Origin of the sequence: Streptomyces sp. CA-288835 (genome assembly GCF_050936385.1) — a bacterium.
Classification (GTDB): Bacteria; Actinomycetota; Actinomycetes; order Streptomycetales; family Streptomycetaceae; genus Streptomyces.
The window spans coordinates 3,954,736-3,977,274 of the sequence record NZ_JBNJMW010000001.1 but is presented as its reverse complement, the minus strand read 5'-3'; the positions used below and the strand labels follow the sequence as shown (position 1 = coordinate 3,977,274).

The window sequence follows — 22,539 nt, the reverse complement described above, 5'->3', positions numbered from 1 at the left end:
GTCACGCGTGTAGCCGTGTGACCCCGACCGCTTTTTACTAAGCGCTCGCTTGGCGCTCCGCCGGCTGCTGGTGAGGGTTCCTTTTCCCCAGCCCCGCCCCTTCCCGAAACGGGGGGCTGCGCCCCCAGGCCCCCTGCCTCCGGCGGGTGGAGTGCCTACGGCGGGTGGGTGGGGTGCCTACCGGGGTGGGGGTGACATGTTGTGTCGCGGCTGCGGGTGCGTTGTGGCTGGTCGCGCAGTTCCCCGCGCCCCTAAAGGCAAAAGCCTACGACTGCCCGCACCCCGACGAGCAAGCGACCCGAAAAAGCCCTCGCCCCGGAAGGCGCCTGCGCCCCGGGCAAGCCCGCGGTCCGGAAAGGCCGCCCGGGGGGAGCCCGGACCCCCATGGCCCCGCAGCCGCCTACGGCGGCAAGGGGACGGGGCGGGGGTGTGCGCCCGCAGCGGCCGGCGCGCCACCCCGAGCACCCTCTACCAGCCGACAGCAACGCGCGCCGGTCCGAGGACGGACACCCCCGACGCGGCCCCGCACCCACCACGCACCCAAGGGGCGCGGGGAACTGCGCGAGCAACCACCCACGCACCCGCACCCGCCCAACCGCCGGAGGCACCCCGCAGGGCTGCGCGACCAGCTACAACGGCGCCGCAGCCGACAACGAACCCCTTAACCGCCGGAGGCAGGCGCCGGGTCCGTAGCCGGCACCCGGCGGCGCCGCCGGCGCTTCAGCAGCACCCATGGCCCACGCGGCCCCGTCGGCACCGCCGCCGCGACCTCCGTACCGGCCTCGGAGGCCGCCTCCGCCGCCGCCCGAGCCACCGGCAGGAAGCCCTCGCGGCGGGACGCATCCGGCCGCTCCTCCTCCGCCGGCCACAAGCCCAACGCGGCGCACACCGTCGGCAGCACAGCCATCGCGGCCGTGGCGTAACCCTCCGCCGAGGGGTGGTAGTTGTCGGGACCGAACAACTCCCGCGGATTGGCCGCGAACTCCGGACCCAGCAGGTCCCCCAGAGACACCGTCCGCCCGCCCTGCTCCACCGTGCCGATCGTCTGCGCCGCAGCCAGCTGCCGCGAGGCCCGCCGGGCCAGCCACCGCAGCGGCTGCTGCACGGGCTCGATGGTGCCCAGATCGGGACAGGTGCCGACCACGACCTCGGCACCGGCCGTACGCAGCGCACGCACCGCCGCCGACAGATGCCGAACCGACTGCGTCGCGGGCATACGGTGCGTGACATCGTTCGCGCCGACCATGATCACGCATACGTCGGGGACCCGATCCGGGTCCCCGAGAGCCAGGACGACCTGGCGGTCCAGGTCGTCCGACTGAGCGCCCGGCAACGCCACGTTCCGCAACTCCACAGGCCGCTCGGCCACCGCCGCGAGCCCCGACGCCAACAGCGCCCCCGGCGTCTGACGAGCCCGGTGCACACCCTGCCCCGCAGCCGTCGAATCCCCGAGCATGGTCAGCCGCAAGGGGGCACCGGCAGCCGCGTACGCACGCCCGTACAGCCCGTCCGCGCTGGGCGGATGCGGACTGTGACCGTTCCCCACCTGCCGCTTCGCCAACTGCACCTCGGCCAGCACCAGACCGATCGTCGCCGCGCCCAACAGCCCGATCCCACCGCCGCCGAACGCCGCGCCCGCCGCGATCCGCCGTGCCACCCTCGCCCTCGACAAGCTCGACATGCGAAGCCGCCACCTCCTCAAACCCGTACATCCTCTGCTTGCCCCGCGGAGGCTGTCGGCCAATCTCAACACAGCGTGAACGCCCGGTAGGGGGCTTAGGCTGACGGCAACTACCCCGACCACCCCTTTTCAGCTCCGGAGACAACGGTGCAATTCCACGACTCGATGATCAGCCTCGTCGGCAACACCCCGCTGGTGAGGCTCAACAGCGTGACCGCCGGCATCCAGGCGACCGTCCTCGCGAAGGTCGAGTACTTCAACCCCGGCGGCTCCGTGAAGGACCGCATCGCCCTGCGCATGATCGAGGCCGCGGAGGAGAGCGGAGCCCTCAAGCCCGGGGGCACGATCGTCGAACCGACCAGTGGCAACACGGGTGTCGGGCTCGCCATCGTGGCGCAGCAGAAGGGGTACAAGTGCATCTTCGTGTGCCCCGACAAGGTGTCCACCGACAAGATCAATGTGCTGCGCGCGTACGGCGCCGAGGTCGTCGTATGCCCGACCGCCGTGGACCCCGAGCACCCGGACTCGTACTACAACGTCTCCGACCGGCTGGTCCGGGAGACCCCCGGCGCCTGGAAGCCCGACCAGTACTCCAACCCCCACAACCCCCTCTCGCACTACCACTCCACCGGCCCCGAGCTGTGGGAGCAGACGGAGGGGAAGATCACGCACTTCGTCACCGGGGTCGGGACGGGCGGCACCATCTCCGGTACAGGGCGGTATCTGAAGGACGCGAGTGACGGCAGGGTCCAGGTCATCGGCGCCGACCCGGAGGGGTCCGTGTACTCCGGCGGATCCGGGCGGCCGTACCTCGTGGAGGGCGTCGGCGAGGACTTCTGGCCCACCGCCTACGACCGGACCGTCGCGGACGAGATCGTCGCCGTCTCCGACAAGGACTCCTTCCAGATGACGCGACGCCTCGCGAAGGAGGAAGGGCTGCTCGTCGGCGGGTCCTGCGGGATGGCCGTCGTGGCGGCCCTGAAGGTGGCCTCGCGGCTCGGGCCGGATGATGTGGTGGTCGTGCTGCTGCCGGACAGTGGGCGCGGGTACCTCAGCAAGATCTTCAACGACGAGTGGATGGCTGACTACGGCTTCCTGGAGGACAGCGGGCCCAGCGCGCGTGTCGGTGATGTGCTCAGCGACAAGGCGGGCGGGACCATCCCCTCCCTCGTCCATATGCACCCGGACGAGACGGTCGGGGACGCGATCGAGGTGCTGCGCGAGTACGGCGTCTCGCAGATGCCGGTCGTCAAGCCGGGCGCCGGACACCCGGACGTGATGGCCGCCGAGGTCGTCGGCTCGGTCGTCGAACGGGAGCTGCTGGGAGCCCTGTTCAGCAAGTCGGCCTCCCTCGAGGACCCGCTGGAGAAGCACATGTCGGCGCCGCTGCCGCAGGTCGGCTCCGGTGAGCCGGTGGCCGACCTGATGTCCGTACTCGGGGCGGCCGACGCGGCCATCGTGCTGGTCGAGGGCAAGCCGACCGGGGTCGTCAGCCGTCAGGACCTGTTGTCCTTCCTGGCGAAGAGCAACCGGCAGTAGGAATTCCGGTGAACTGCGCGTGCCGGAGCGGAACTTCCGGCACGCGTGACCCGTGCGGAACTTCGCGGAAGTGGTACGAGCGCGTCACGTCCGCGCAGCACCGGCTTAACACGGGTCCGGCACTGTTGTGGATGTCGGCAAGGGCGGGAGCGGCTCCCCGCTCGGGCCGACGCCGAACGGCGCCAAGGACCTCCGGAGCGGCTCCCGGACCTCCATGGACGCCACGGACGCGTAAGCCCGGCCCTGACCCGGCCCGCGTCCCTCGCGGGGACCGCCGTCGTCCCGCCCCCCGTTCACGGGGGTGCGGCGGTCCCCGCGCATAGTTTTTTCTACGCGCGCGATTCCCCGTACGGCGCGGGGGTCACCCACAAGCGCCCCCCTTTACGGCGGAGAAGTCAGTCTTCCCAGTCCGAGCTCGACTTGGCCTTGCCGCGGCCGAACAGCGGGGTATGGCGGGACACTTGGACCACGTTGACGCCCACGATGCCCGTCCAGGCGATGAGGAGGCCGGGCAGGTCCGCGACTCCTCCGCCGATTGCGGACAGGGGGACCGCGAGGACCAGGGAGACTATGCCGAAGCCGAAGCGCTCGCCCCAGGAGTCGTTGGACTGCGGGGAACGTGCGCCCCGGGCCACCACCATCTGCTGTTCCGCGAGCTGTCGTCGTACCCGGCGCTCGATGGCGCCGTCCATGCGCTGCTCGACCTTCTCCAGGAAGGAGTCGACCAGCGCCGAGTCGTACTCGTCGCCCAGTTCCCTGCGGGCGTGCAGGGTGGCGTCGAGTTCTTTTTTGAGTTCGGCGTCGCGGGCATCCATACCGGTCATGTGTTCACCGTAAGGAGCCCGGGCCCGCTTGGCACTGGGGTTAGCCCCCCCTGTCCGCGCTGGGCCGTGCCCCCGGCCGTCACCCGGCTGCCGCCCTGCCGGGGCTCCCGGCCGCTATGCCGTCAGACCTTTCTCCTCGGCGTACGTGTTCGCCACGTCCTCGGGGTCCTTCTTGTCCTTGTCGACCTGGCGGTTGAGTTCGGTGAGGTCCGCGGTGGTGAGGACGTTGCCGAGTTCGGCGAGGGCTTTGCGGACGGTCGAGTCGGCCCTGCGGTCGGCGATCAAGGGGACGATGTGCTGGCCGGGGATCAGGTTCTTGGGGTCGGTGAGGACGACCCACTGGTTCTCCTGGATGTCGGTGTCGGTGGTGAAGAGGTTCGCCACGTCCACGTCGCCCTTCTTGAGAGCGCCCTTCACCAACGGGCCCGAGGAATCAAGGGACTTGAACTCCTTGAACTCGACCCCGTACACGTCCTTCAGACCCACCACGCCGACCTCGCGTGTCTTGACCTCGGGCGCGGCGCCGATGACGAGCTTGCCGTTCTGCTTCTTCAGATCGGCCAGGGAGGCGAGGCCGTACTTCTCGGCGGTCTCCCGCGTGACGGCGAACGCGTCGGAGTCCTCGGCCTTGCCGTACGGCAGCACCTGGAGCCCGGCGGGCAGGGCCATCGCGAGGGCGTTCTGCATCTCGCCCTCCTCGGTGGCCTGCGACTTGGGGTCGACGTAGTGGAGCAGTGCGCCCTGGTACTCGGGGAGCAGGTCGATGTCGCCGCCCTTGATGGCGGGGATGAGGATCTCGCGGGTGCCGAGGTTGGGGCGGACGGTCGTTTTGACGCCCGCGGCGTCGAGTACGGCCGCGTAGAGGTAGCCGAGGACCTGGTTCTCGGTGAAGTTGGCGGTGCCGATGGTGATGCCGCTCTTGCTGGATCCGCCACCGGTGCCGGCGCCGCCCTCGCCGTCGAGCGAGGTGATGCCACTGCTGCAGGCGGCGAGCGCGGGGACGGAGGCGGCGGCGAAGAGGCCGCCGAGGAGGGTGCGTCGGTTCATCAGAGGTGCTCCTAGGCCTTAGGCCGGGCGGTGGCGGAAGAGGGCGCGCTGGAGGGCGGAGAGGGCGAGGTCCAGGGCTACGGCGACCACGGCGACCAGCACCGCGCCGCCCAGCACCTGCACGAGGTCGCGCTGGGCCAGGCCGTCGAACACGTACCGGCCCAAGCCGCCGAAAGACACGTACGCGGCGATGGTGGCCGTCGCCACCACCTGGATGAGGGCGAGGCGCAGGCCGGTCATGATCAGGGGGAGCGCCAGGGGCAGCTCGACCTGGAAGAGGACCTGGTGCCAGCGCATGCCCTGGCCGCGCGCGGCGTCCTTCACGTCGGGGTCGACGGCGTTCATGCCCGCGTATGTGTTCGTGACGATCGCCGGGACGGCGAGGGCGACCAGTGCGACGTACACCGGCCACATCGACAGTCCGCTGGCGAGGAAGACCAGGACGACCAGGCCGACGGTCGGGAGCGCGCGGCCGAAGGACGAGAGGTTGATCGCGACGAACGCGCCGCGTCCGGTGTGCCCGATGAGCAGGCCCAGGGGGAGAGCGATCGCGGCGGCCACGAGGGTGGCGAGGAGCGAGTACTGGAGATGTTCGGCGAGGCGGTGGCCGATGCCGTCGGAGCCGGACCACTGCTCGCCGCTGACCAGCCAGTTGCCGAGGTTCTTGAAGAGTTCGTACATGGGCTCAGGCCGCCCTTTGCTTCCGGTGGGTCCATGGCGTGAGTACGTACTGGAGGGCGACCAGCAGCGCGTCCGCGACCAGTGCCAGCAGCAGGGTGAGGGCGACGCCGACGATCACCGGTGTGGGGTAGTTGCGCTGGAAGCCGTCGGTGAAGAGCTGGCCGAGGCCGCCGTCGCCGATGTAGGTCGCCACGGAGACGAGCGAAATGGACATGACCGTCGCGATACGGACGCCCGCCATGATCACCGGGAGCGCCAGGGGGAGTTCGACGGTGAGGAGGGTGCGGAAGGGGCGGGTGCCCATGGCCTTCGCGGCCTCTTTGGTCTTCGTCGGTACCGAGTCCAGGCCCTCGACGGTGTTCCTGAGCAGGACGACGAGGGTGTAGATCGTCAGGCCGATGACCGTGGTGGTGCGGGTGAGTCCGCTCACGGGCAGCAGGAGCACGAAGATCGCGATCGACGGGATCGTGAACAGGACGTTGGAGAGGCCGAGGAGGAGGCCGCGCAGGGGGCGGATCCGGTGGGCGACCACGGCCAGGGGGAGGGAGATCAGCAGTCCGAAGAAGACGGCGGAGAGGGCGGCCTGGAGGTGGGAGACGGTGAGGGTGGTGAGGTCGTCGGTGTGGTCGCCGATCCACGACCAGTCGATGCTCATACGGCGGCGCCCGATGTGCTGTGCGCGCTGTGCGCCTCGCCCGCGTGCTCGTGGATCTCGGCGCGGGAGGTGACGCCGGTGAGGACGCCTTCTGCGTCGACACGTGCCACCAGTGCGGTCGGGGAGGCGATGGACTCGTTGAGCGCGGCGAGCAGGGAGTCGGTGTCCCGAAGGGGTCGTACGGGGATTTCCGCGTCCTCGCTGCGCCAGGCCTGGGGCTTGCGTGCCTCGTCCAGGACGAGCTTCCAGGTGCCGCCCTCGGGCGCCGGTGCCTGCGGTACGTCCGCGAGCGTCGTCAGCGACAGGAGCTTCAGCCCTCGCTCGGCGCCCAGGAAGTCCGCCACGAACTCGTCCGCCGGGCGCGCCAGCAGCTCCGCGGGGGCCGCGCACTGGACGAGGTGGCCGCCGGTGCGGAAGATCGCAATGCGGTCGCCTAGCCGTACCGCCTCGTCGACGTCGTGCGTGACGAAGACGATCGTCTTGCTCAACTCCTTCTGGAGCCGGATCAGTTCGTCCTGGAGCTGAGTGCGGACGACGGGGTCGACCGCGCCGAACGGTTCGTCCATGAGGAGGACGGGCGGGTCGGCGGCGAGGGCGCGGGCCACGCCGACGCGCTGCTGCTGGCCGCCGGAGAGCTGGTGCGGGTAGCGCTTCCCGGCCTCGGCCGTCAGACCGACCGTCTCCAGGAGCTCTGCCGCCCGCGCCCGCCCCTTTCTACGGCCCCAGCCGAGGAGCAGCGGCACGGTCGCGATGTTGTCGAGCACCGTGCGGTGCGGGAACAGGCCCGACTGCTGGATGACGTAACCGATGGAGCGGCGGAGTTCCGCGGCGTCCTGTTCCAGCACGTCACGGCCGCCGACGCGGATGGTGCCGGAGGTCGGATCGACCATCCGGTTGACCATGCGCAGCGTCGTTGTCTTACCGCAGCCGGAAGATCCCACGAGGACGGTCACGCCGCCCTCGGGCATCTCCAGGGAGAGGTCGTGCACCGCCGTGGTGCCGTTCGGGAAGCGCTTGTGGACCGCATCGAACTGGATCATGTGGTGTCCCTTGCCCGGCATGCATATCGTCATGCAGAGTTCTTGGTGTCTGAATAGGTTGTCAACACTCCGACGTAAAACGCCGGTTACAGATGACCGCCAGGCAAGATCGGATGTCTGAGTTTGAGGGGAGTTCGTGCGTGATGTCGTCTCGGATCGTGGACATTCCGGGGGCCGCCGACTCGGACTCCGGCGCCCTTACGCCCGGTCTGGTCGTCCTCGACGGGTACGGCACCGGCGTCGCCGACATCGTGCGCCTCGCCGACGGAGCCGCCCGGCCCGTCCCCGGCACCGAGGCGATGAAGCGCGTCGAGGAGTCCTGGGACGCGGCCCGGCGGATCGCCGCGACCGGGCGCGTGTACGGCCGCTCGACCGGCGTCGGCGCCAACCGCAACGAGGACGTGCCGACCGAGGCGGCGGCCGGCCACGGTCTGCGCCTGCTGCGCAGCCACGCCGGGGCGATCGGCGCGGAGCTGCCCGCCCGGCAGGTGCGCGCGATGCTGGCCGTACGGGCGAATCAGCTGCTCGCGGGCGGCGCGGGCCTACGGCCCACCGTCGTCACGGCACTGTGCGAGGCACTGGAGACCGGGGCGTACCCGGTCGTGAACGAGTTCGGCTCGGTGGGCACGGGGGACATCGCGGCCCTTGCCCAGGTGGGGCTAGCGTTGGCGGGGGAGCATCCATGGCGGGAGGCTGAGGTCGGGTGGCGTGGGGCGGGAGCGGGTGGACCGGGGGCCGATGGGCAGGGAGCGCACGGGCTGGAGGCAGACGGCCAGGGAACGCGCGAGCCAGAAACGGACCGGCTGGGAGTGCACGGGCCGGGGGCAGCCGGGCTCGGAGCGCACGGGCCGGAGGCGGACGCGCGGCGAGTGCGCGGGCAGGGTGCGGACCGGCAAGGAGCGCGCGAGCCAGGACTGGACGCGCAGGGAGCGCGCTCGCCAGCCGCGGGCGCTCCCGAGGCGCAGCCGCTCGACAACAACGACGCGCTCGCCCTCATCAGCAGCAACGCCCTCACCCTCGGTCAGGCCGCGCTCGCCCTGCATGAGTTGCGCGGGCTGATCGGGGCCACGCAGGTCGTGGCCGCGTTGTCCCTGCTCGCGGTGGACGGCTCGCACGAGGCGTACGCGGCGCCCGTGCACGCCGCGCGCCGGCATCCCGCTACGGCCGAAGTGGCGCGCCGTATGCGGGAGTTGATCGGTGCCGCCGACCGGCCGACGCCGCCGCTCGGGCGCCTTCAGGACCCGTACGGATTCCGCTGTCTGCCCCAGATCCACGGCCCCGCGCTCGACGCCGCCGACGCCCTCGAAGAGGTGCTGACCGTCGAGATCAACGCCGCCGCCGAAAACCCGCTGATCTCCGCCGAGGACATGGCCGCATACCACCACGGCGGCTTCTACCAGGCCGGACTCGCCCTGGCCCTCGACCACTTCAGGCTCTCCCTCACCCAGGTCGCGCGGCTGTCGACATCCCGCCTCTCGACCTTGAACGAACCCGCCTACACCCGGCTGCGCCCCTTCCTCGCCGACCCCGAGCCCGCGTCCTCCGGCGTGATGATCCTGGAGTACGCCGCCGGGGCCGCCCTCGGTGATCTGCGTGCCTTCTCCGCGCCCGCCTCGCTCGGCCACGCTGTACTCTCCCGAGGCGTCGAGGAGCAGGCGAGCTTCGCCTCGCTCGCCGCACGTCAGACGTTGCGCGCCTGCGACGCGTACCGTCTCGTCGTCGGCTGCGAACTCGTCGCCGCCGTACGGGCCTTGCGGCAGCGTGAGCTGCGGCCGGGCCCGGAATTGCCGGTGGGCCGGGCGCTGGAACTCGCCGAGTCGGTGCTCGACGCGGACCAGACCGACCGGCCGCTCACGGACGATGTGACGGCGGCGGCCGCACTGCTCGACCGGTTCACGGACATCTGGAGGGGGAGCACGGCATGAGCGTGGACAGGGATACGGGCACGACGACGGGTGTGGACGGAGACGCGGGCGTGGACAGGGACATGAAGGCGGCGGACAGTCCTGCCGCGCGGCTGCAGGCCCTCTTCGAGGGGCACCGGCTGACGCCGACGCAGCGGCGTATCGCGCACTGCATGGTGCGGCGGGCCGCCGACGTGCCTTTCCTGTCGAGCGTCGAACTCGCCGAACTCGCCGGTGTCAGCCAGCCCTCCGTCACCCGCTTCGCCGTCGCCCTCGGCTTCGACGGCTACCCGGCGCTGCGCAAACACCTGCGGGAGGTCGCGCCCACCGGTCCTGTCACGGACACCGCCTCGTACAACGAGTACCAACAGGCCGTCGAGGCCGAGATCGAGAACCTGCGGCATCTGGCCTCCGTACTGGCCGATCCGCGGCCGGTGGAGCGCGCGGGGCGGCTGCTCGCGGCGTCCCGTCCGCTGCCGGTGCTCGGGCTGCGGGCGGCGGCGTCCCAGGCGTACGGCTTCTCGTACTTCGCGGCCAAGGTCCATCCGGACGTACGGCTGCTGAACGAGGGCGGCACGATGGTCCACGACCGGATCGACTCGGCGGTACGGGCCGGGGCCACGGCTCTGCTGTGCTTCGCGCTGCCGCGTCATCCGCGCGAGGTCGTGGACACCCTGGCGTATGCGAAGGAGGCCGGGCTGACCGTGGTGACCGTCGCGGACTCGGCGTTCGCGCCGGTGGCGAAGGCGTCGGATCTGCTGCTGCCCGCCGCGGTGGGTACGGGGCTCGCCTTCGACACGGCCTGTGCGCCCATGCTGCTCGGGCGGGTGCTGCTGGAGGCCATGTGCGACGACCTTCCGGACGCGCAGGCGCGGTTGGAGGAGTTCGACGGGCGGGCGGCGGCGCGGGGCTTGTTCGTTGAGTAGAGGGCTTGTTCGTTGAGTGGTCGCCTTGTTAAGACTCGTCTCACCTTCGGTCGCTAACCTGCGCGGCCGAAGAGATTGCGGTCCTTCGGACGAGGAGGCGGGAAGGTGACGCGCGGAGGTCAGGGACTGGCTCGGGTGGCCGTCGTCGTACGGGCCGGGGCTGCGCCGATGTGGTGGCTGGGTGTGCTGGCCGCGGGCATCGGCCTGGCGGTTCCGGGGGTGACCGGGCGTCGGATCGGGGTGATGGCGGGGGCGGCGTTGTTCCTCGTCGTGGCGGCCTTGGTGGCGTTGCTGCGCAGGAAGCGGTACGTGGCTCTGGCGGGCGCCGCTGCCCGAGCGGGCAAACACGATGTGCTCCAGGACCGGGCTGTGACCGCGCGCAACTGGCGCCGGGGGCATCGGTGGTGGTTGCTGCTCGCGTTCTTGGCCGCGCTGGGGAGTGCGTTCGCGGTGCCCGCGGCCGGGGGCATGCTGCTCGCCGGTGCGGGCGTCGGGCTGCGCCTGAAGGCGGCGTGGTTGGGCAGCGTTGAGCGCGGCCGCGAGGAGTTGCTGTGGGTCCGCGTCGACTGGCTCGGGCGTGGGGCGGGTGCCCCGGCGGGTAAGCGGGTGAAGGCTTACCGGGCCACCGGGATCGCGGCGGGCGACGCCGCGCCGGGTGGGGCGCGGCGTCGGGGTGGCGTGCTGGTGTAGTGGGTGGGTTTCTTCTCCCACCCACGCACCGCCCGTTTCAACTTGGCTGTCCTGTGCGGGTTTCCTGTGGGGGTGCTCGCCGTTGGCGGCTGCAGGCCGCGGCCGTGAAATCGGCCAGGCATGCCTTGGCCTGCGGCCCACCGCCGAGCGTCAGCCGTTGGCCAGGGGCCGGGGGCAGGGACGCTGCCCCCGGCCCCTGGCCCCCTACTACTCCTCGCCCCGTACCCGAAGCACCACCTTGTTCACCGCCCACAAACCCACGCCGATCGCCAGCAGTACCGCCGCGCGGATGTACACGTCCGCCGGGCGGTCGGCCAGCGGGCTGGCCAGGATCAGGGCCGTGATCGCGCCCAGGACCGGGAGGAACGTGGGGGTGCGGAAGTGGGCGTGGTCCACGGGGTCGCGGCGGAGGACCAGGACCGCGATGTTGACCACGGCGAAGACGCACAGCAGGAGGAACGCTGTGGTGTCGCCCAGGCCCTCGATCTCGCCCGTGGAAACCAGGCCGATCGCGAGCACGGTGACGAAGACGATGCCGACCACGGGGGTTCGGCGGCGGCGCAGAACGCGGCCCATGCCACGGGGCAGGATGCGTTCGTTGGCCATGCCGTAGCACAGGCGTGAGGCCATCATGATGTTGATCAGCGCGGAGTTGGTGACGGCGAACAGCGCGATGAGCGCGAAGAGTTTGTGCGGGAAGTCGACGCCGCCTGCCTTCACGACCTCGAGAAGCGGCCCGCTGGATCCCTCCAGCACCTTGTGGTCGACCAGGAGCGACGATACGAGCGCCACCAGCACGTAGATCGTGCCCGTCACCGCCACCCCGATGAAGATCGCCCGCGGGAAGGTCCGTACGGGATCCTTCGTCTCCTCCGCCATGTTGACCGAGTCCTCGAAGCCCACGAACGCGAAGAAGCCCAGCGCCGTGGCCCCCAACACGCTGGTGATCAGGGCGTATCCGCTGCCGCTCGCCTCGAACTCGCCCAGCCGGGACGGCTCTCCATCACCCGTCAGCACGGCGTACGCGCCGATCGCGAGGATGATCGCCAGGCCCGTCAGCTCGACCAGGGTCAGGACGACGTTCGTCTTCACCGACTCCGAAACGCCCCGCAGGTTCAGGCCGGCGAGGAGCAGGATGAAGCAGATCGCGATGAGCGTCGGCGGGAGTGCGTCTCCCGTCAGCTCGGAGAGATAGTCGCCGCTGAACGCGCGGGCCGCCGCACTCGCGGACGACAGGCCCGAGGCCATCACCATGAAGGCGACGATGAAGGTGATGAACGGGACCTTGAAGGCCTTCTGCGTGTAGAGGGCCGCCCCGGCCGCCTTCGGGTACTTGCCGACGAGTTCGACGTACGACGCCGCCGTCAGGATCGCCACGACGAAGCCGATGACGAACGGCAGCCACAACGCCCCGCCGACCTTCCCCGCGACGGCGCCGGTGGTGGCGTAGATGCCGGTCCCGAGAATGTCGCCGATCACGAACAGGACCAGCAGTTTGGGGCCGATGGCGCGCTTGAGCCCCGGTTCCTCGGCGGGCGACTGCGCGCCCGTGGTGGTTTCGGTGGTGGACAAGAGAACCTCCCCCGGTCGGTGATCCGTCCGGGGGAGTTCTGCCCGGTCGTGTGGCCGGGATGCGTGCGGGTGCGATTCTCAGAGCTTCACCTGAGGTTCCGTCAGGCCGTCAGACTTCCAGGTCCGCCTCGATCTTCTTCAACTGGTGGCGTGCCATCGCCAGGTTGGCCCGCTTGGAGTCGAGGACCAGATAGAGGAAGAGGCCGTTGCCGCCGCGGCCGGTGAGCAGGCGGATCAGGTGGTACTGGTCGGACAGGGTGATCAGGATGTCCTCGATCTCGCCCTTCAGGCCCAGGTGTTCCATGGTGCGGAGCTTGGCGCGTACGACGTCGGTGTTGCCGGCGGCGGCGACGTTGAGGTCGAAGCTCTTGCTGCCGCCCAACGTGCCCAGCGCCATGCCGCTGGTGTAGTCGACGAGCGCGGCTCCGGTCGCGCCCTCTATGGAGGCGAGGGCTTCCTTCAGCGTGGTTTCGGTGTTGGCCATGGTGTGCGGTCCTCTCAACTCTCGTTGGTGGTAGGGGTGTTGGTGGTGGTTCGGCCGGTGGTCCGGTTGGTGCTCCGCCCGTTTGCCTGTGCGCTGCCTGCGGTCTGCGCAGCTCGCGAGGCGGACTGGGCGGTCTGTGTGGTCCGTGGGGTTCTGGCTCGTGGGGGCTTGGCGGGGCGCGTCGGAAGTGCGGACTTGTCCGTGGTCGAGGTCGGGGTCGGGGTCGTGTTCTTGGTCGTGGAGGTGGCCTTCGGTAGGGCTTTGCCTTCGGCGGTGGCTGCAGCGGTTCGCGGAGGTCGTGCGGTGCGGGCCGTTGCCGCGTCGGCCAGCTCGCCGATACGGGTCGCGGCGCGGCGTCCCTCCAGGTGCAGGCGGCCGACGTTGACCCGGTCCTGCGCCAGCAGCGTCAGTACGGCCGAGGAGCCGGCCGAGTACGTCGCCACATAGCCGTGCGTGCCGCGTACGAGCAGCTCGCGGAGGTCGCCCCGGCCGGTGGCGTCCGCCAGCCGCACGGCGACGCCCAGTGCGGCGGCGGTCAGCGCGGCCAGGCCCTCCGGTTCCACGCCCGGCGTGTCCTGGGCGATGACCAGGCCGTCGACGCTGGCCGCGAGCGCGCCGGTCAGCTGAGGTACGCGGGCCCGTAACCGGTGGAGTTCGTCGAGGACTTCGGCCTCCGCCGCCATGAGCAGTCTCCTCTCGGCACGCTGTCGAAGCGCGCGGATCACAGGGCCTCCAGGGCGTCTCTCAGGCGGCGCAGCAGAGCGACGTCGGGGTCGGCCGAAGATTGGATGAGCAGGGCTGACGCGGGGTCCAGGGCGGGTGGCGGGTGCTCGGGGGCCGGGTCCGCTCGGAGTGGCCCCGGTGGCTCGGGTAGCCGGGGCGTTTGGGATGCCTGGGACCGCCGGGATTGCTGGTGCGCCATGACCGCCTTGGGCTTTTTGGGCGGCTGGGAAGGCGTCGTCACGATGCCCGCCGTGGCGAGCCTGCGCAGTTCGACCAGGGTGTGGAAGGCGGGGCGGCCCAGGGCGAGAGAGATGTCGGCGGCCGTGCGGACCCCGTTGACCTGGTCGAGTACCGCCTCCTGGCGGGCCGGGACCGGCGGCTCGGCGGCACGGTCGGTCCGTACCAGCGGGGCGGTGTCCGTCGCCGGGTCGGGCCAGATGCGGTGCAGCAGCTCACGGCGGCGCAGGGTCTCGCGCTCCAGGGCGGCCACCGGTACGGGGCGTACCGGCCCGAGCCAGTGCGCGGCCTCGTACCGAAAGCGCGCCGGGGCGCTGGACGGCCCCAGAACGAAGTACGCCGCGTCGAACAGCGCCGCCACGTGGCACAGCTCCAGCACGCCCTCGGCCACCCGGCCGCTGTCCACCAGAAACCGCCCGACCTGCCCGTCCGCCCCGGCCCTCGCGACCGCCTCCCGCCAAGCCCCGGCATCCAGAACGCCGCCGCTGGTGAGCAGCACATCGAGCCCCGGACTCTCCGGGCTCTCGGCGTACGTGACCCGGCCGTCGATGAGATGGAGCGCGCCGCGCTCGCGCAGCAGTACCCCGGTGGCACGCTCCTCGGCGAGCCGGCGCAGCATCGGCGAGACGCCGGGGCCGAACGAGCGGCGCCGCAAGGGCAGTCTGGGCGGAGGCGTGCTGACCACGGTCATCCCAGCACCAGCCGTCCGGCCATCTCGCCGAGCCGTATGCGGGCCAGCGCGAGGTTGCCGTCCGAGCGGGCCAGCCACAGGTGCAGGAAGACGCTGCTGTCGAAGCTCGTCGCCACGAACCGCAGGACGTGGTACGTGTCGACGTTGCTGATGATCAGGTCCTCGACCGGCGGGTCCTGCGCTGCCTGGTCCGGTCCCGCCTCCGGTGCGAACGCCCGGTGCTCCGCCGCGAGCCGCGCCAGCTCCGCCGCCTCCGCCGCGGTCGTCTCGTGGTCACCGCCCGGGGCGTCCCCGACCGTGCCCAGTGCCAGGCCGCTGGTCCAGTCGACCACCGCGGCGCCCAGGGCACCGGGCAGCCTCATGGCCTCCAGCAGACACTCGTCGATTCCGGGCACCTGGGCTCCCCTCCCGCCTCGGGTACGGCTCGGTGACGAAGAAGCTACGCACCGTGTGCGCGAGAGGTGAGCGTTCTGGCATTTTCCAGCGGAACATGCGCCCGCTGACTAAGGTGGGTCAACTGGCCTTGTGGCGGGGTGCGTTGATGCCCGGGCTGCCGATGGTGGTCTGACGTGGGCAGATGGCTCCGGGCGCCGGGTCCGGAGCCGCGTGCCACTGCGTCAATCCGGCGCCCACGCATGGCTGAGTTGAAGCACGGCGCACGCTCGTGCGCCGGGGTGCGATGTGCGCCGAGCGCCGTTTCCGGTGACTACAGCTCCGACAGGCCGCCCGCATGGCCCCCGCCCGACTCCGCCACGATCTCCTCCAGAGTCTGCGGAGTCCGTACGGTCGCGAACCGCACCCCGCCTTCCCTGTCCGGCCCGAACCCGTAAATCCCCGGCCGCGGAAGCGAGTTGTACGCGTAGTGGTGTGCGAAGTTGTACGCCCCCGTGTCCAGCGCGGCCACGTAGTCGCCCTGTTCGAGCAGCGGCAGCGCACGCCCCTCTGCCAGCAGGTCACCCGCGAAGCAGGCGGGACCCGCCACGTCCTGTACGACCTCGGGCCCGGCCTTGGGGCGCCCCTTCGCGTCGTACGCCTCCACCCGCAGAGGCCACGTCGCCGGCGCGTACACCGTGCGGGTCGCCACCTGCACGCCCGCGTGCGTCACCGCGATCGCGCGCCCGCCGGCGCTCTTCGCGTACTCGACCCGTGCCAGCGTCACCCCGTGCTTGGCGAGCAGTGACCGTCCGAACTCCGTGACCAGCCCGTATCGCCCGTCGAACAGCCCCGGCACGGTCTCGGCCAGCAGCCGCGCGTACTCCGCGTAGGCCGGGCTCTGGGCGTCCGAGTGGTAGTTCACCGGCAGCCCGCCGCCGATGTCGAGCGTGTCGATCTGCCGGCGACCGGCGCGCTGGTTGATCTCCTCGGCGAGCTCGTACGTCTGCGCCGCCCCGCGCGCCAGCAGCTCCAGTGGTATCCCCTGCGAACCGGAGTGCGCGTGCAGCCGGGTCAGCCACGGCCGGTCCAGATACGCCCGTACGACCCACTCGCGCGCCCCCTCGTCCCGCAGCGCCACCCCGAACTTCGAGGTCGCCGTCGCCGTGGACAGCGCCTCGATCGAACCCCCGCCGACCTGCGGATTCACCCGCAGCCCGATGGGTGACCGGGTGGCCGCCGACTGGACCAGGCCGTCGATGCGGGCCAGCTCCTGCGGGTTGTCGGCGTTGATCGCGATGCCGAGCGCCAGCGCCTCCCGTAGCTCCGCCGGGGTCTTGGCCGGGGAGTCGAGGACCGTACGGGACGGGGGCACCCCGGCCGCGCGGGCGAGAGCCAGTTCGCCGGCGCTCGCCACCTCCGCGCCGAGGCCCTCCTCGTGCAGCAGCCGCAGTACCGGCACGAGCGGGGTCGCCTTCACCGCGAACGCGTGCAGCACGGGCGTACCCGGTGCGACCACCGCGTCGAAGGCCGCGCGCAGTGCCGCCGCCGAGCTGCGGATGCCGGTGATGTCGAGGAGCCCGACGAGGGGAGTGGCGGGGCCCACGAGCCCTTGCTCCACGGCCGCGCGGACGGCGTTGTCCCGTCGCGCGGCCCCGTTTGCCGCCGTATCCGCCGCGTCTTGCGCCTCGCCCGATGGGTGCGTGTCCCCTGTGTATGCCGTCATGGATTCCAGCCAAACACCCGTACGGCGCCGACGCCGACGCAGGGGGCGTATTGACTAGTTCTATTCATCAAGCCAGGATGTGAATATCTCTGCAATCAGCCCGCCGGGAGGCAGCCCATGTCAGGACCACGCCCTGTCCGAGCACCGCGCGGTACGGAACTGAGCGCCCTGGGATGGCAGCAAGAAGCCGCCCTGCGGATGCTGCAGAACAACCTCGACCCCGAGGTCGCCGAGCACCCCGACAAGCTCGTCGTCTACGGCGGCACCGGCAAGGCCGCCCGCGACTGGCGCTCCTTCGACGCCATGGTCCGTACGCTGCGCACCCTCAAGCAGGACGAGACGATGCTCGTCCAGTCCGGCCGCCCGGTCGGCGTCATGCAGACCCACGAGTGGGCGCCGCGCGTGCTCATCGCCAACTCGAACCTCGTGGGCGACTGGGCGAACTGGGAGGAGTTCCGGCGCCTGGAGCAGCTCGGACTCACCATGTACGGCCAGATGACGGCTGGCTCGTGGATCTACATCGGTACGCAGGGCATCCTGCAGGGCACCTACGAGACCTTCGCCGCGGTCGCCGCCAAGCGGTTCGGGGGTTCGCTCGCCGGGACGATCACACTCACCGCCGGACTCGGTGGCATGGGCGGCGCCCAGCCGCTCGCCGTGACGATGAACGACGGCGTCGCCATCTGTATCGACTGCGACCCGCGGGCCATCGAGCGCCGTATCGAGCACCGGTACCTGGACGTACGGGCCGACTCCCTCGAGCACGCCCTCCAACTGGCCGTAGAGGCGCGCGACGCCCGGCGCCCGCTGTCGATCGGGCTGCTCGGCAACGCCGCCGAACTGCTGCCGCGCATGCTCGCCGAGGGCGCCCCCGTCGACATCGTGACCGACCAGACCTCGGCCCACGATCCGCTGTCCTACCTGCCGCTCGGCGTGGACTTCGACGACATGGCCTCGTACGCGGCCAAGGACCCCGCCGGGTTCACTACCCGTGCCCGCGAGTCCATGGCCCGGCATGTAGAGGCCATGGTCGGCTTCATGGACGCCGGTGCCGAGGTCTTCGACTACGGCAACTCCATCCGTGGCGAGGCCCAACTCGTCGGCTACGAGCGGGCGTTCGCCTTCCCCGGGTTCGTGCCCGCCTACATCCGGCCGCTGTTCTGCGAGGGCAAGGGCCCCTTCCGGTGGGCCGCGCTGTCCGGTGAGGCCTCGGACATCGCCAAGACCGACAAGGCGATCCTCGACCTCTTCCCCGAGAACGAGTCCCTCCACCGCTGGATCAAGATGGCGGGTGAGCGGGTGCACTTCCAGGGGCTTCCGGCGCGGATCTGCTGGCTCGGGTACGGGGAGCGGGACCGGGCGGGTGAGCGCTTCAACGACATGGTCGCGAGCGGGGAGTTGGCGGCGCCGCTGGTGATCGGGCGCGACCACCTCGACAGCGGCTCCGTGGCCTCCCCGTACCGCGAGACCGAAGCCATGCTGGACGGCTCCGACGCGATCGCCGACTGGCCGCTACTGAACGCCATGGTGAACATCGCGTCGGGGGCGTCCTGGGTCTCCCTTCACCATGGGGGCGGAGTGGGGATGGGGCGGTCCATCCATGCGGGGCAGGTGTCCGTGGCCGACGGCACGGCGCTGGCCGGGGAGAAGATTCGCCGGGTGCTGACGAATGACCCGGGGATGGGTGTCATCCGGCATGTGGACGCCGGGTACGACATCGCGGCGTCGGTGGCGGATGAGCGGGGCGTGCGGGTGCCTATGCGGGAGGGCGAGTGAGCTTGCCTGTCGGTGGGGGGCGGGATTCTTCCCCAACCCCGCCCCTTCCCGAAACTGGGGGCGCTGCCCCCGGGCCCTGCTGGGGGCTCCGCCCCCGGACCCCCGATCGGCCTGAACGGCCTCGTCCTCAATCGCCGGACGGGCTGGTTGGGTTCCACGAGATGTGGCGTGACCTCAGCCCCATCGGGCGCCACCCCGCCTCCGGTGGCTACCGGCGGTTCGCCTGGACCGGGGCCGATGTCGAGTGTCGGGCCTGGTTCGAGGCGCAGGCCCGGGCTCGAGGGCTTGCCTACGAGGTGGACCGGAACGGGAATCAGTGGGCCTGGCTCGGGGATCCCGAGGCCGGGGGCGCTGTCGTCACCGGGTCCCATCTTGACTCCGTCCCCGATGGCGGCGCCTTCGACGGTCCCCTCGGTGTCGTGTCCTCCTTCGCCGCGCTGGATGAACTGCGGAGCAGGAACGTGCAGTTCAGCAAGCCTCTCGCCATCGTGAATTTCGGGGACGAGGAAGGTGCCCGGTTCGGGCTGGCCTGTGTCGGGTCGCGGCTCGCGGCCGGAGAGCTCACCGTCGAGCAGGCGCATCGGCTCAGGGACGCCGACGGTGTCAGCCTGCCGACGGCGATGGAGAGTGCCGGGTACGACCCGGACGCCATCGGGGCGGACCCGGAGCGGCTCGACCGGATCGGGGCGTTCGTCGAGCTGCATGTCGAGCAAGGGCGTGCTCTTGACCTGACAGGCGACCGGGTCGGGATCGCCAGCGCCATCTGGCCGCACGGGCGGTGGCGGTTCGACTTCCGGGGTGAGGCCAACCACGCGGGGACCACTCGGCTCGTGGACCGCCGCGACCCCATGCTGTCGTACGCGGAGACCGTGCTCGCTGCCCGCCGGGAAGCCCAACTCGCCGGTGCCGTCGCCACCTTCGGCAAGATCTCCGTCGAGCCGAACGGCGTCAACGCCATCCCCTCCCTCGTCCGCGGCTGGCTCGACTCCCGTGCCGCGGACCAGGCGAGCCTCGACACCGTCGTCAGCGGCATCGAGCGGTCGGCCCGCGAGTACGCCGACGCCCACGGCATCGAACTCGACATCGTCCGCGAGTCGTTCACCCCCGTCGTCGAGTTCGACCACGCCCTGCGCGACGAACTCGCCCGCATCCTGGGAACCGGCACGGACCTCAAGGTCCCCGTCCTCGGCACGGGCGCCGGACACGACGCCGGCATCCTCTCCGGGCGCATCCCCACAGCCATGCTGTTCGTGCGCAACCCCACCGGCGTCTCGCACTCCCCGGCCGAGTACGCCACCGAGGACGACTGCGTGGCCGGGGTACTCGCCCTGGCCGACGTACTGGAAGGGCTGGCCTGCACGTGACCCACCCACACCCCCGCCCCCGCACGCAGACGTACTGGCTGGAGCACGCCTGGCTCGACTCGTTCGTCGAGCCAGGCGTGGCCGTCGAGGTCGCCGACGGCCGGATCGCGGCCGTTCGTACGGGCATCGACAGCCCGCCGCCGGGCGCCGAGGTGCTCCGCGGGCTGACGATCCCCGGTCTTGCGAACGCCCACTCGCACGCTTTTCACCGCGCTCTCCGCGGCACCGTCCAGGTCGGCTCCGGCACCTTCTGGACCTGGCGCGAGGTCATGTACGCCACCGCCGACCGGCTGACCCCGGACACGTACCACGCCCTCGCCCGCGCGGTGTACGCGGAGATGGCGCTCGCCGGAATCACCTGTGTCGGCGAGTTCCACTACGTCCACCACGCCCCCGGCGGCACCCCCTACGCCGACCCCAACGCGATGGGCGAGGCGCTCATCGACGCCGCCGCCGAAGCCGGTATCCGTATCACCCTCCTCGACACCGCCTACATTTCCTCCGGCTTCGGACAGCCGCCCAACACCCATCAGCTCCGCTTCTCCGACGGGAGCGCGAACGCCTGGGCGGAACGCTGTTCAGTTCTCAAGGACCGGGATCACCTGAGGATCGGTGCGGCCATCCACTCCGTACGGGCCGTGCCCGCGCGGGAGTTGGCCACGGTGGCGCGATGGGCCGAGGAGCGGCGGGCCCCGCTCCATGTGCACCTGTCCGAGCAGACGGCGGAGAACGACGCCTGCCGGGCCGCGCACGGCTGCACCCCCACCCGGCTGCTCGCCGACCACGGCGTGCTAGGCCCGCGCACGACGGGCGTCCACAACACCCACCTCACCGACGAGGACATCGCGCTGCTCGGCGACTCCACGACCGGCACGTGCATGTGCCCCACCACCGAACGCGACCTCGCCGACGGCATCGGCCCCGCCGCCGCCCTGCAGAAAGCAGGCTCGCCGCTCTCTCTCGGATCCGACAGCCACGCCGTCATCGACCTGCTCGAAGAGGCGCGCGCGATGGAGCTGAACGAGCGCCTGCGCACCCGTACACGCGGTCACTGGACGGCGGCTGCTCTCCTGCGGGCGGCCTCGGCGGGCGGCCATGCTGCCCTCGGCTGGGACGACGCGGGCATCATCGAGACCGGCGCGCTCGCCGACCTCACGACTGTCGCGCTCGACTCGGTCAGGACAGCGGGGCCGCTGCCCAGGCTCGGCGCCGAGACGGCCGTATTCGCCGCGACAGCGGCGGACGTACGGCACACGATCGTGGCCGGCCGGCACGTCGTACGAGACGGGGTCCACACGCTCGTCCCCGATGTGCCGCAAGCCCTCGCGCAGGCAGTCGAAGCCCTGCGCGCCTGACGACGACCGCCGAACCGCGCCCCCGCGAGGACGACATGAGCAGCCCGACGAGCATCCCCACAAGCAGTCCGACCACCGTCATCACCAACATCGCCAGCCTGGTCACCAACGACCCCTCCCTCGGTGACAATTCCCCCCTCGGTCTGATCCAGGACGCGGCCGTCGTCATCGAAGGCGACCGCGTCGCATGGACCGGTGAATCAAGGAAAGCACCCGCCACTGACAATCGGGTCGACGCTGGCGGCCGGGCGGTGATCCCGGGCTTCGTCGACTCCCACTCACACCTGGTCTTCGCGGGCGACCGCACGCAGGAGTTCAACGCCCGTATGTCGGGCCGGCCCTACAGCGCGGGCGGCATCCGTACGACGGTGGCCGCGACGCGCGCGGCGAGCGACGAGGAACTGGAGCGCAACCTCACCCGTTACCTCGCCGAGGCCCTCCGCCAGGGCACCACCACCTTCGAGACCAAGTCCGGCTACGGCCTCACCGTCGAGGACGAGTCCCGCGCCCTGCGCATCGCGTCCCGGCACACGGACGAGGTCACGTACATGGGCGCGCACATCGTGTCCCCCGACTACGCCGAAGACCCGGCGGCGTACGTAGCCCTCGTCACCGGCGAGATGCTCAACGCCTGTGCCCCGTACGCCCGTTGGATCGACGTCTTCTGCGAGAAGGGCGCCTTCGACGGTGACCAGGCCCGTGCGATCCTCACGGCGGGCAAGACGGCGGGTCTGCACCCGCGCATCCACGCCAACCAGCTCTCGTACGGCCCCGGCGTCCAGCTCGCCGTCGAACTCGACGCCGCGAGCGCCGACCACTGCACCCACCTCTCCGACGCGGACATCGACGCCCTGGCGAACAGCCGAACCGTCGCCACGCTGCTCCCCGGCGCCGAATTCTCCACCCGCGCCGAGTGGCCGAACGCCCGCCGCCTCCTCGACGCCGGCGTCACGGTCGCCCTCTCCACGGACTGCAACCCGGGCTCGTCCTTCACCTCCTCCGTCCCGTTCTGCATCGCACTGGCGGTACGGGACATGGGGATGACACCGGACGAGGCGCTCTGGTCGGCGACAGCCGGCGGCGCGGCAGCCCTCCGCCGCACGGACATCGGCCACCTCACCCCGGGCGCGTACGCCGACCTGGCCTTCCTCGACGCACCGAGCCATGTGCATCTGGCTTACCGCCCGGGCGTACCGCTGGTCAGCGAGGTGTGGCGGCGAGGCGTCCGCAAGGTCTGATCAGCACGAGACCA

At 71.1% G+C, this 22,539-nt stretch carries 20 protein-coding genes; 8 read left to right on the top strand and 12 right to left on the bottom strand.

Annotation, left to right across the window (positions count from 1 at the left end):
- Nucleotides 1-661: 661 nt before the first annotated feature.
- Nucleotides 662-1,681: an SGNH/GDSL hydrolase family protein gene (locus ACQEVY_RS17795; protein WP_432949584.1), complete on the bottom strand. Its 1,020-nt coding sequence runs from the start codon at nucleotides 1,679-1,681 to the stop codon at nucleotides 662-664.
- A 147-nt stretch (nucleotides 1,682-1,828) separates the two neighbouring features.
- Between ACQEVY_RS17795 and ACQEVY_RS17790 the strand changes: the two genes are divergently transcribed.
- Nucleotides 1,829-3,220, top strand: a complete 1,392-nt coding sequence (locus ACQEVY_RS17790; RefSeq protein ID WP_432949582.1) for a cystathionine beta-synthase — start codon at nucleotides 1,829-1,831, stop codon at nucleotides 3,218-3,220.
- Nucleotides 3,221-3,615: 395 nt separating this feature from the next.
- On the opposite strand, the gene ACQEVY_RS17785 is transcribed toward ACQEVY_RS17790, so the two are convergent.
- From ACQEVY_RS17785 to ACQEVY_RS17765, 5 genes are all read right to left on the bottom strand, one after another.
- Entirely contained in the window at nucleotides 3,616-4,044 is a 429-nt protein-coding gene (locus tag ACQEVY_RS17785) for a hypothetical protein (RefSeq protein ID WP_432949580.1), read from the bottom strand.
- 114 nt (nucleotides 4,045-4,158) lie between these two features.
- Nucleotides 4,159-5,091, bottom strand: a complete 933-nt coding sequence (locus ACQEVY_RS17780) for an ABC transporter substrate-binding protein (protein WP_432949578.1) — start codon at nucleotides 5,089-5,091, stop codon at nucleotides 4,159-4,161.
- Between the two features lie 18 nt (nucleotides 5,092-5,109).
- On the bottom strand, nucleotides 5,110-5,772 hold the full coding sequence (locus tag ACQEVY_RS17775; protein ID WP_432949576.1) for an ABC transporter permease: 663 nt from the start codon (nucleotides 5,770-5,772) through the stop codon (nucleotides 5,110-5,112).
- Between the two features lie 4 nt (nucleotides 5,773-5,776).
- Complete coding sequence (locus ACQEVY_RS17770) at nucleotides 5,777-6,427, bottom strand: ABC transporter permease (protein WP_432949574.1); 651 nt, start codon at nucleotides 6,425-6,427, stop codon at nucleotides 5,777-5,779.
- Nucleotides 6,424-7,467 (bottom strand): ABC transporter ATP-binding protein, encoded by a 1,044-nt coding sequence (locus ACQEVY_RS17765; RefSeq protein ID WP_432949572.1) that lies wholly within the window; start codon nucleotides 7,465-7,467, stop codon nucleotides 6,424-6,426. Before ACQEVY_RS17765 ends, ACQEVY_RS17770 begins: the two co-directional genes overlap by 4 nt.
- Before the next feature lie 143 nt (nucleotides 7,468-7,610).
- Between ACQEVY_RS17765 and ACQEVY_RS17760 the strand changes: the two genes are divergently transcribed.
- From ACQEVY_RS17760 to ACQEVY_RS17750, 3 genes are all read left to right on the top strand, one after another.
- Nucleotides 7,611-9,392: an aromatic amino acid ammonia-lyase gene (locus tag ACQEVY_RS17760; RefSeq protein ID WP_432949570.1), complete on the top strand. Its 1,782-nt coding sequence runs from the start codon at nucleotides 7,611-7,613 to the stop codon at nucleotides 9,390-9,392.
- Nucleotides 9,393-9,454: 62 nt separating this feature from the next.
- Nucleotides 9,455-10,297, top strand: coding sequence for a MurR/RpiR family transcriptional regulator (locus tag ACQEVY_RS17755; protein ID WP_432955277.1), 843 nt, complete (start codon nucleotides 9,455-9,457; stop codon nucleotides 10,295-10,297).
- Nucleotides 10,298-10,402: 105 nt separating this feature from the next.
- Complete coding sequence (locus ACQEVY_RS17750; protein WP_432949568.1) at nucleotides 10,403-10,987, top strand: hypothetical protein; 585 nt, start codon at nucleotides 10,403-10,405, stop codon at nucleotides 10,985-10,987.
- A gap of 207 nt (nucleotides 10,988-11,194) precedes the next feature.
- Here ACQEVY_RS17750 and ACQEVY_RS17745 read toward each other — a convergent pair whose 3' ends face one another.
- The 6 genes from ACQEVY_RS17745 to ACQEVY_RS17720 form a co-directional block, all read right to left on the bottom strand.
- Nucleotides 11,195-12,559, bottom strand: coding sequence for an APC family permease (locus tag ACQEVY_RS17745; protein WP_432949566.1), 1,365 nt, complete (start codon nucleotides 12,557-12,559; stop codon nucleotides 11,195-11,197).
- Between the two features lie 109 nt (nucleotides 12,560-12,668).
- Nucleotides 12,669-13,043: a hypothetical protein gene (locus ACQEVY_RS17740; RefSeq protein WP_033323198.1), complete on the bottom strand. Its 375-nt coding sequence runs from the start codon at nucleotides 13,041-13,043 to the stop codon at nucleotides 12,669-12,671.
- A gap of 14 nt (nucleotides 13,044-13,057) precedes the next feature.
- Nucleotides 13,058-13,726, bottom strand: a complete 669-nt coding sequence (locus tag ACQEVY_RS17735; protein WP_432949564.1) for a roadblock/LC7 domain-containing protein — start codon at nucleotides 13,724-13,726, stop codon at nucleotides 13,058-13,060.
- A gap of 38 nt (nucleotides 13,727-13,764) precedes the next feature.
- On the bottom strand, nucleotides 13,765-14,694 hold the full coding sequence (locus ACQEVY_RS17730; RefSeq protein WP_432949562.1) for a hypothetical protein: 930 nt from the start codon (nucleotides 14,692-14,694) through the stop codon (nucleotides 13,765-13,767).
- On the bottom strand, nucleotides 14,691-15,089 hold the full coding sequence (locus ACQEVY_RS17725; protein WP_432949560.1) for a hypothetical protein: 399 nt from the start codon (nucleotides 15,087-15,089) through the stop codon (nucleotides 14,691-14,693). The genes ACQEVY_RS17730 and ACQEVY_RS17725 overlap by 4 nt, the downstream gene beginning before the upstream one ends.
- 311 nt (nucleotides 15,090-15,400) lie before the next feature.
- Nucleotides 15,401-16,792 (bottom strand): diaminopimelate decarboxylase, encoded by a 1,392-nt coding sequence (locus ACQEVY_RS17720; protein WP_432949558.1) that lies wholly within the window; start codon nucleotides 16,790-16,792, stop codon nucleotides 15,401-15,403.
- A 117-nt stretch (nucleotides 16,793-16,909) separates the two neighbouring features.
- Between ACQEVY_RS17720 and hutU the strand changes: the two genes are divergently transcribed.
- The 4 genes from hutU (at nucleotide 16,910) to hutI (ending at nucleotide 22,525) form a co-directional block, all read left to right on the top strand.
- Nucleotides 16,910-18,568, top strand: coding sequence for a urocanate hydratase (gene hutU / locus ACQEVY_RS17715; protein ID WP_432949556.1), 1,659 nt, complete (start codon nucleotides 16,910-16,912; stop codon nucleotides 18,566-18,568).
- A 161-nt stretch (nucleotides 18,569-18,729) separates the two neighbouring features.
- Nucleotides 18,730-19,932, top strand: a complete 1,203-nt coding sequence (locus ACQEVY_RS17710; protein WP_432949553.1) for an allantoate amidohydrolase — start codon at nucleotides 18,730-18,732, stop codon at nucleotides 19,930-19,932.
- The gene (locus ACQEVY_RS17705) at nucleotides 19,929-21,287 is read left to right on the top strand and encodes a formimidoylglutamate deiminase (RefSeq protein ID WP_432949552.1); all 1,359 of its coding nucleotides are present in this window, start codon (nucleotides 19,929-19,931) and stop codon (nucleotides 21,285-21,287) included. The genes ACQEVY_RS17710 and ACQEVY_RS17705 overlap by 4 nt, the downstream gene beginning before the upstream one ends.
- 35 nt (nucleotides 21,288-21,322) lie before the next feature.
- Nucleotides 21,323-22,525 carry an imidazolonepropionase gene (hutI, locus tag ACQEVY_RS17700; protein WP_432949550.1) on the top strand — a complete coding sequence of 401 codons (1,203 nt, stop codon included), beginning with the start codon at nucleotides 21,323-21,325 and terminating at the stop codon, nucleotides 22,523-22,525.
- Nucleotides 22,526-22,539: the final 14 nt, after the last annotated feature.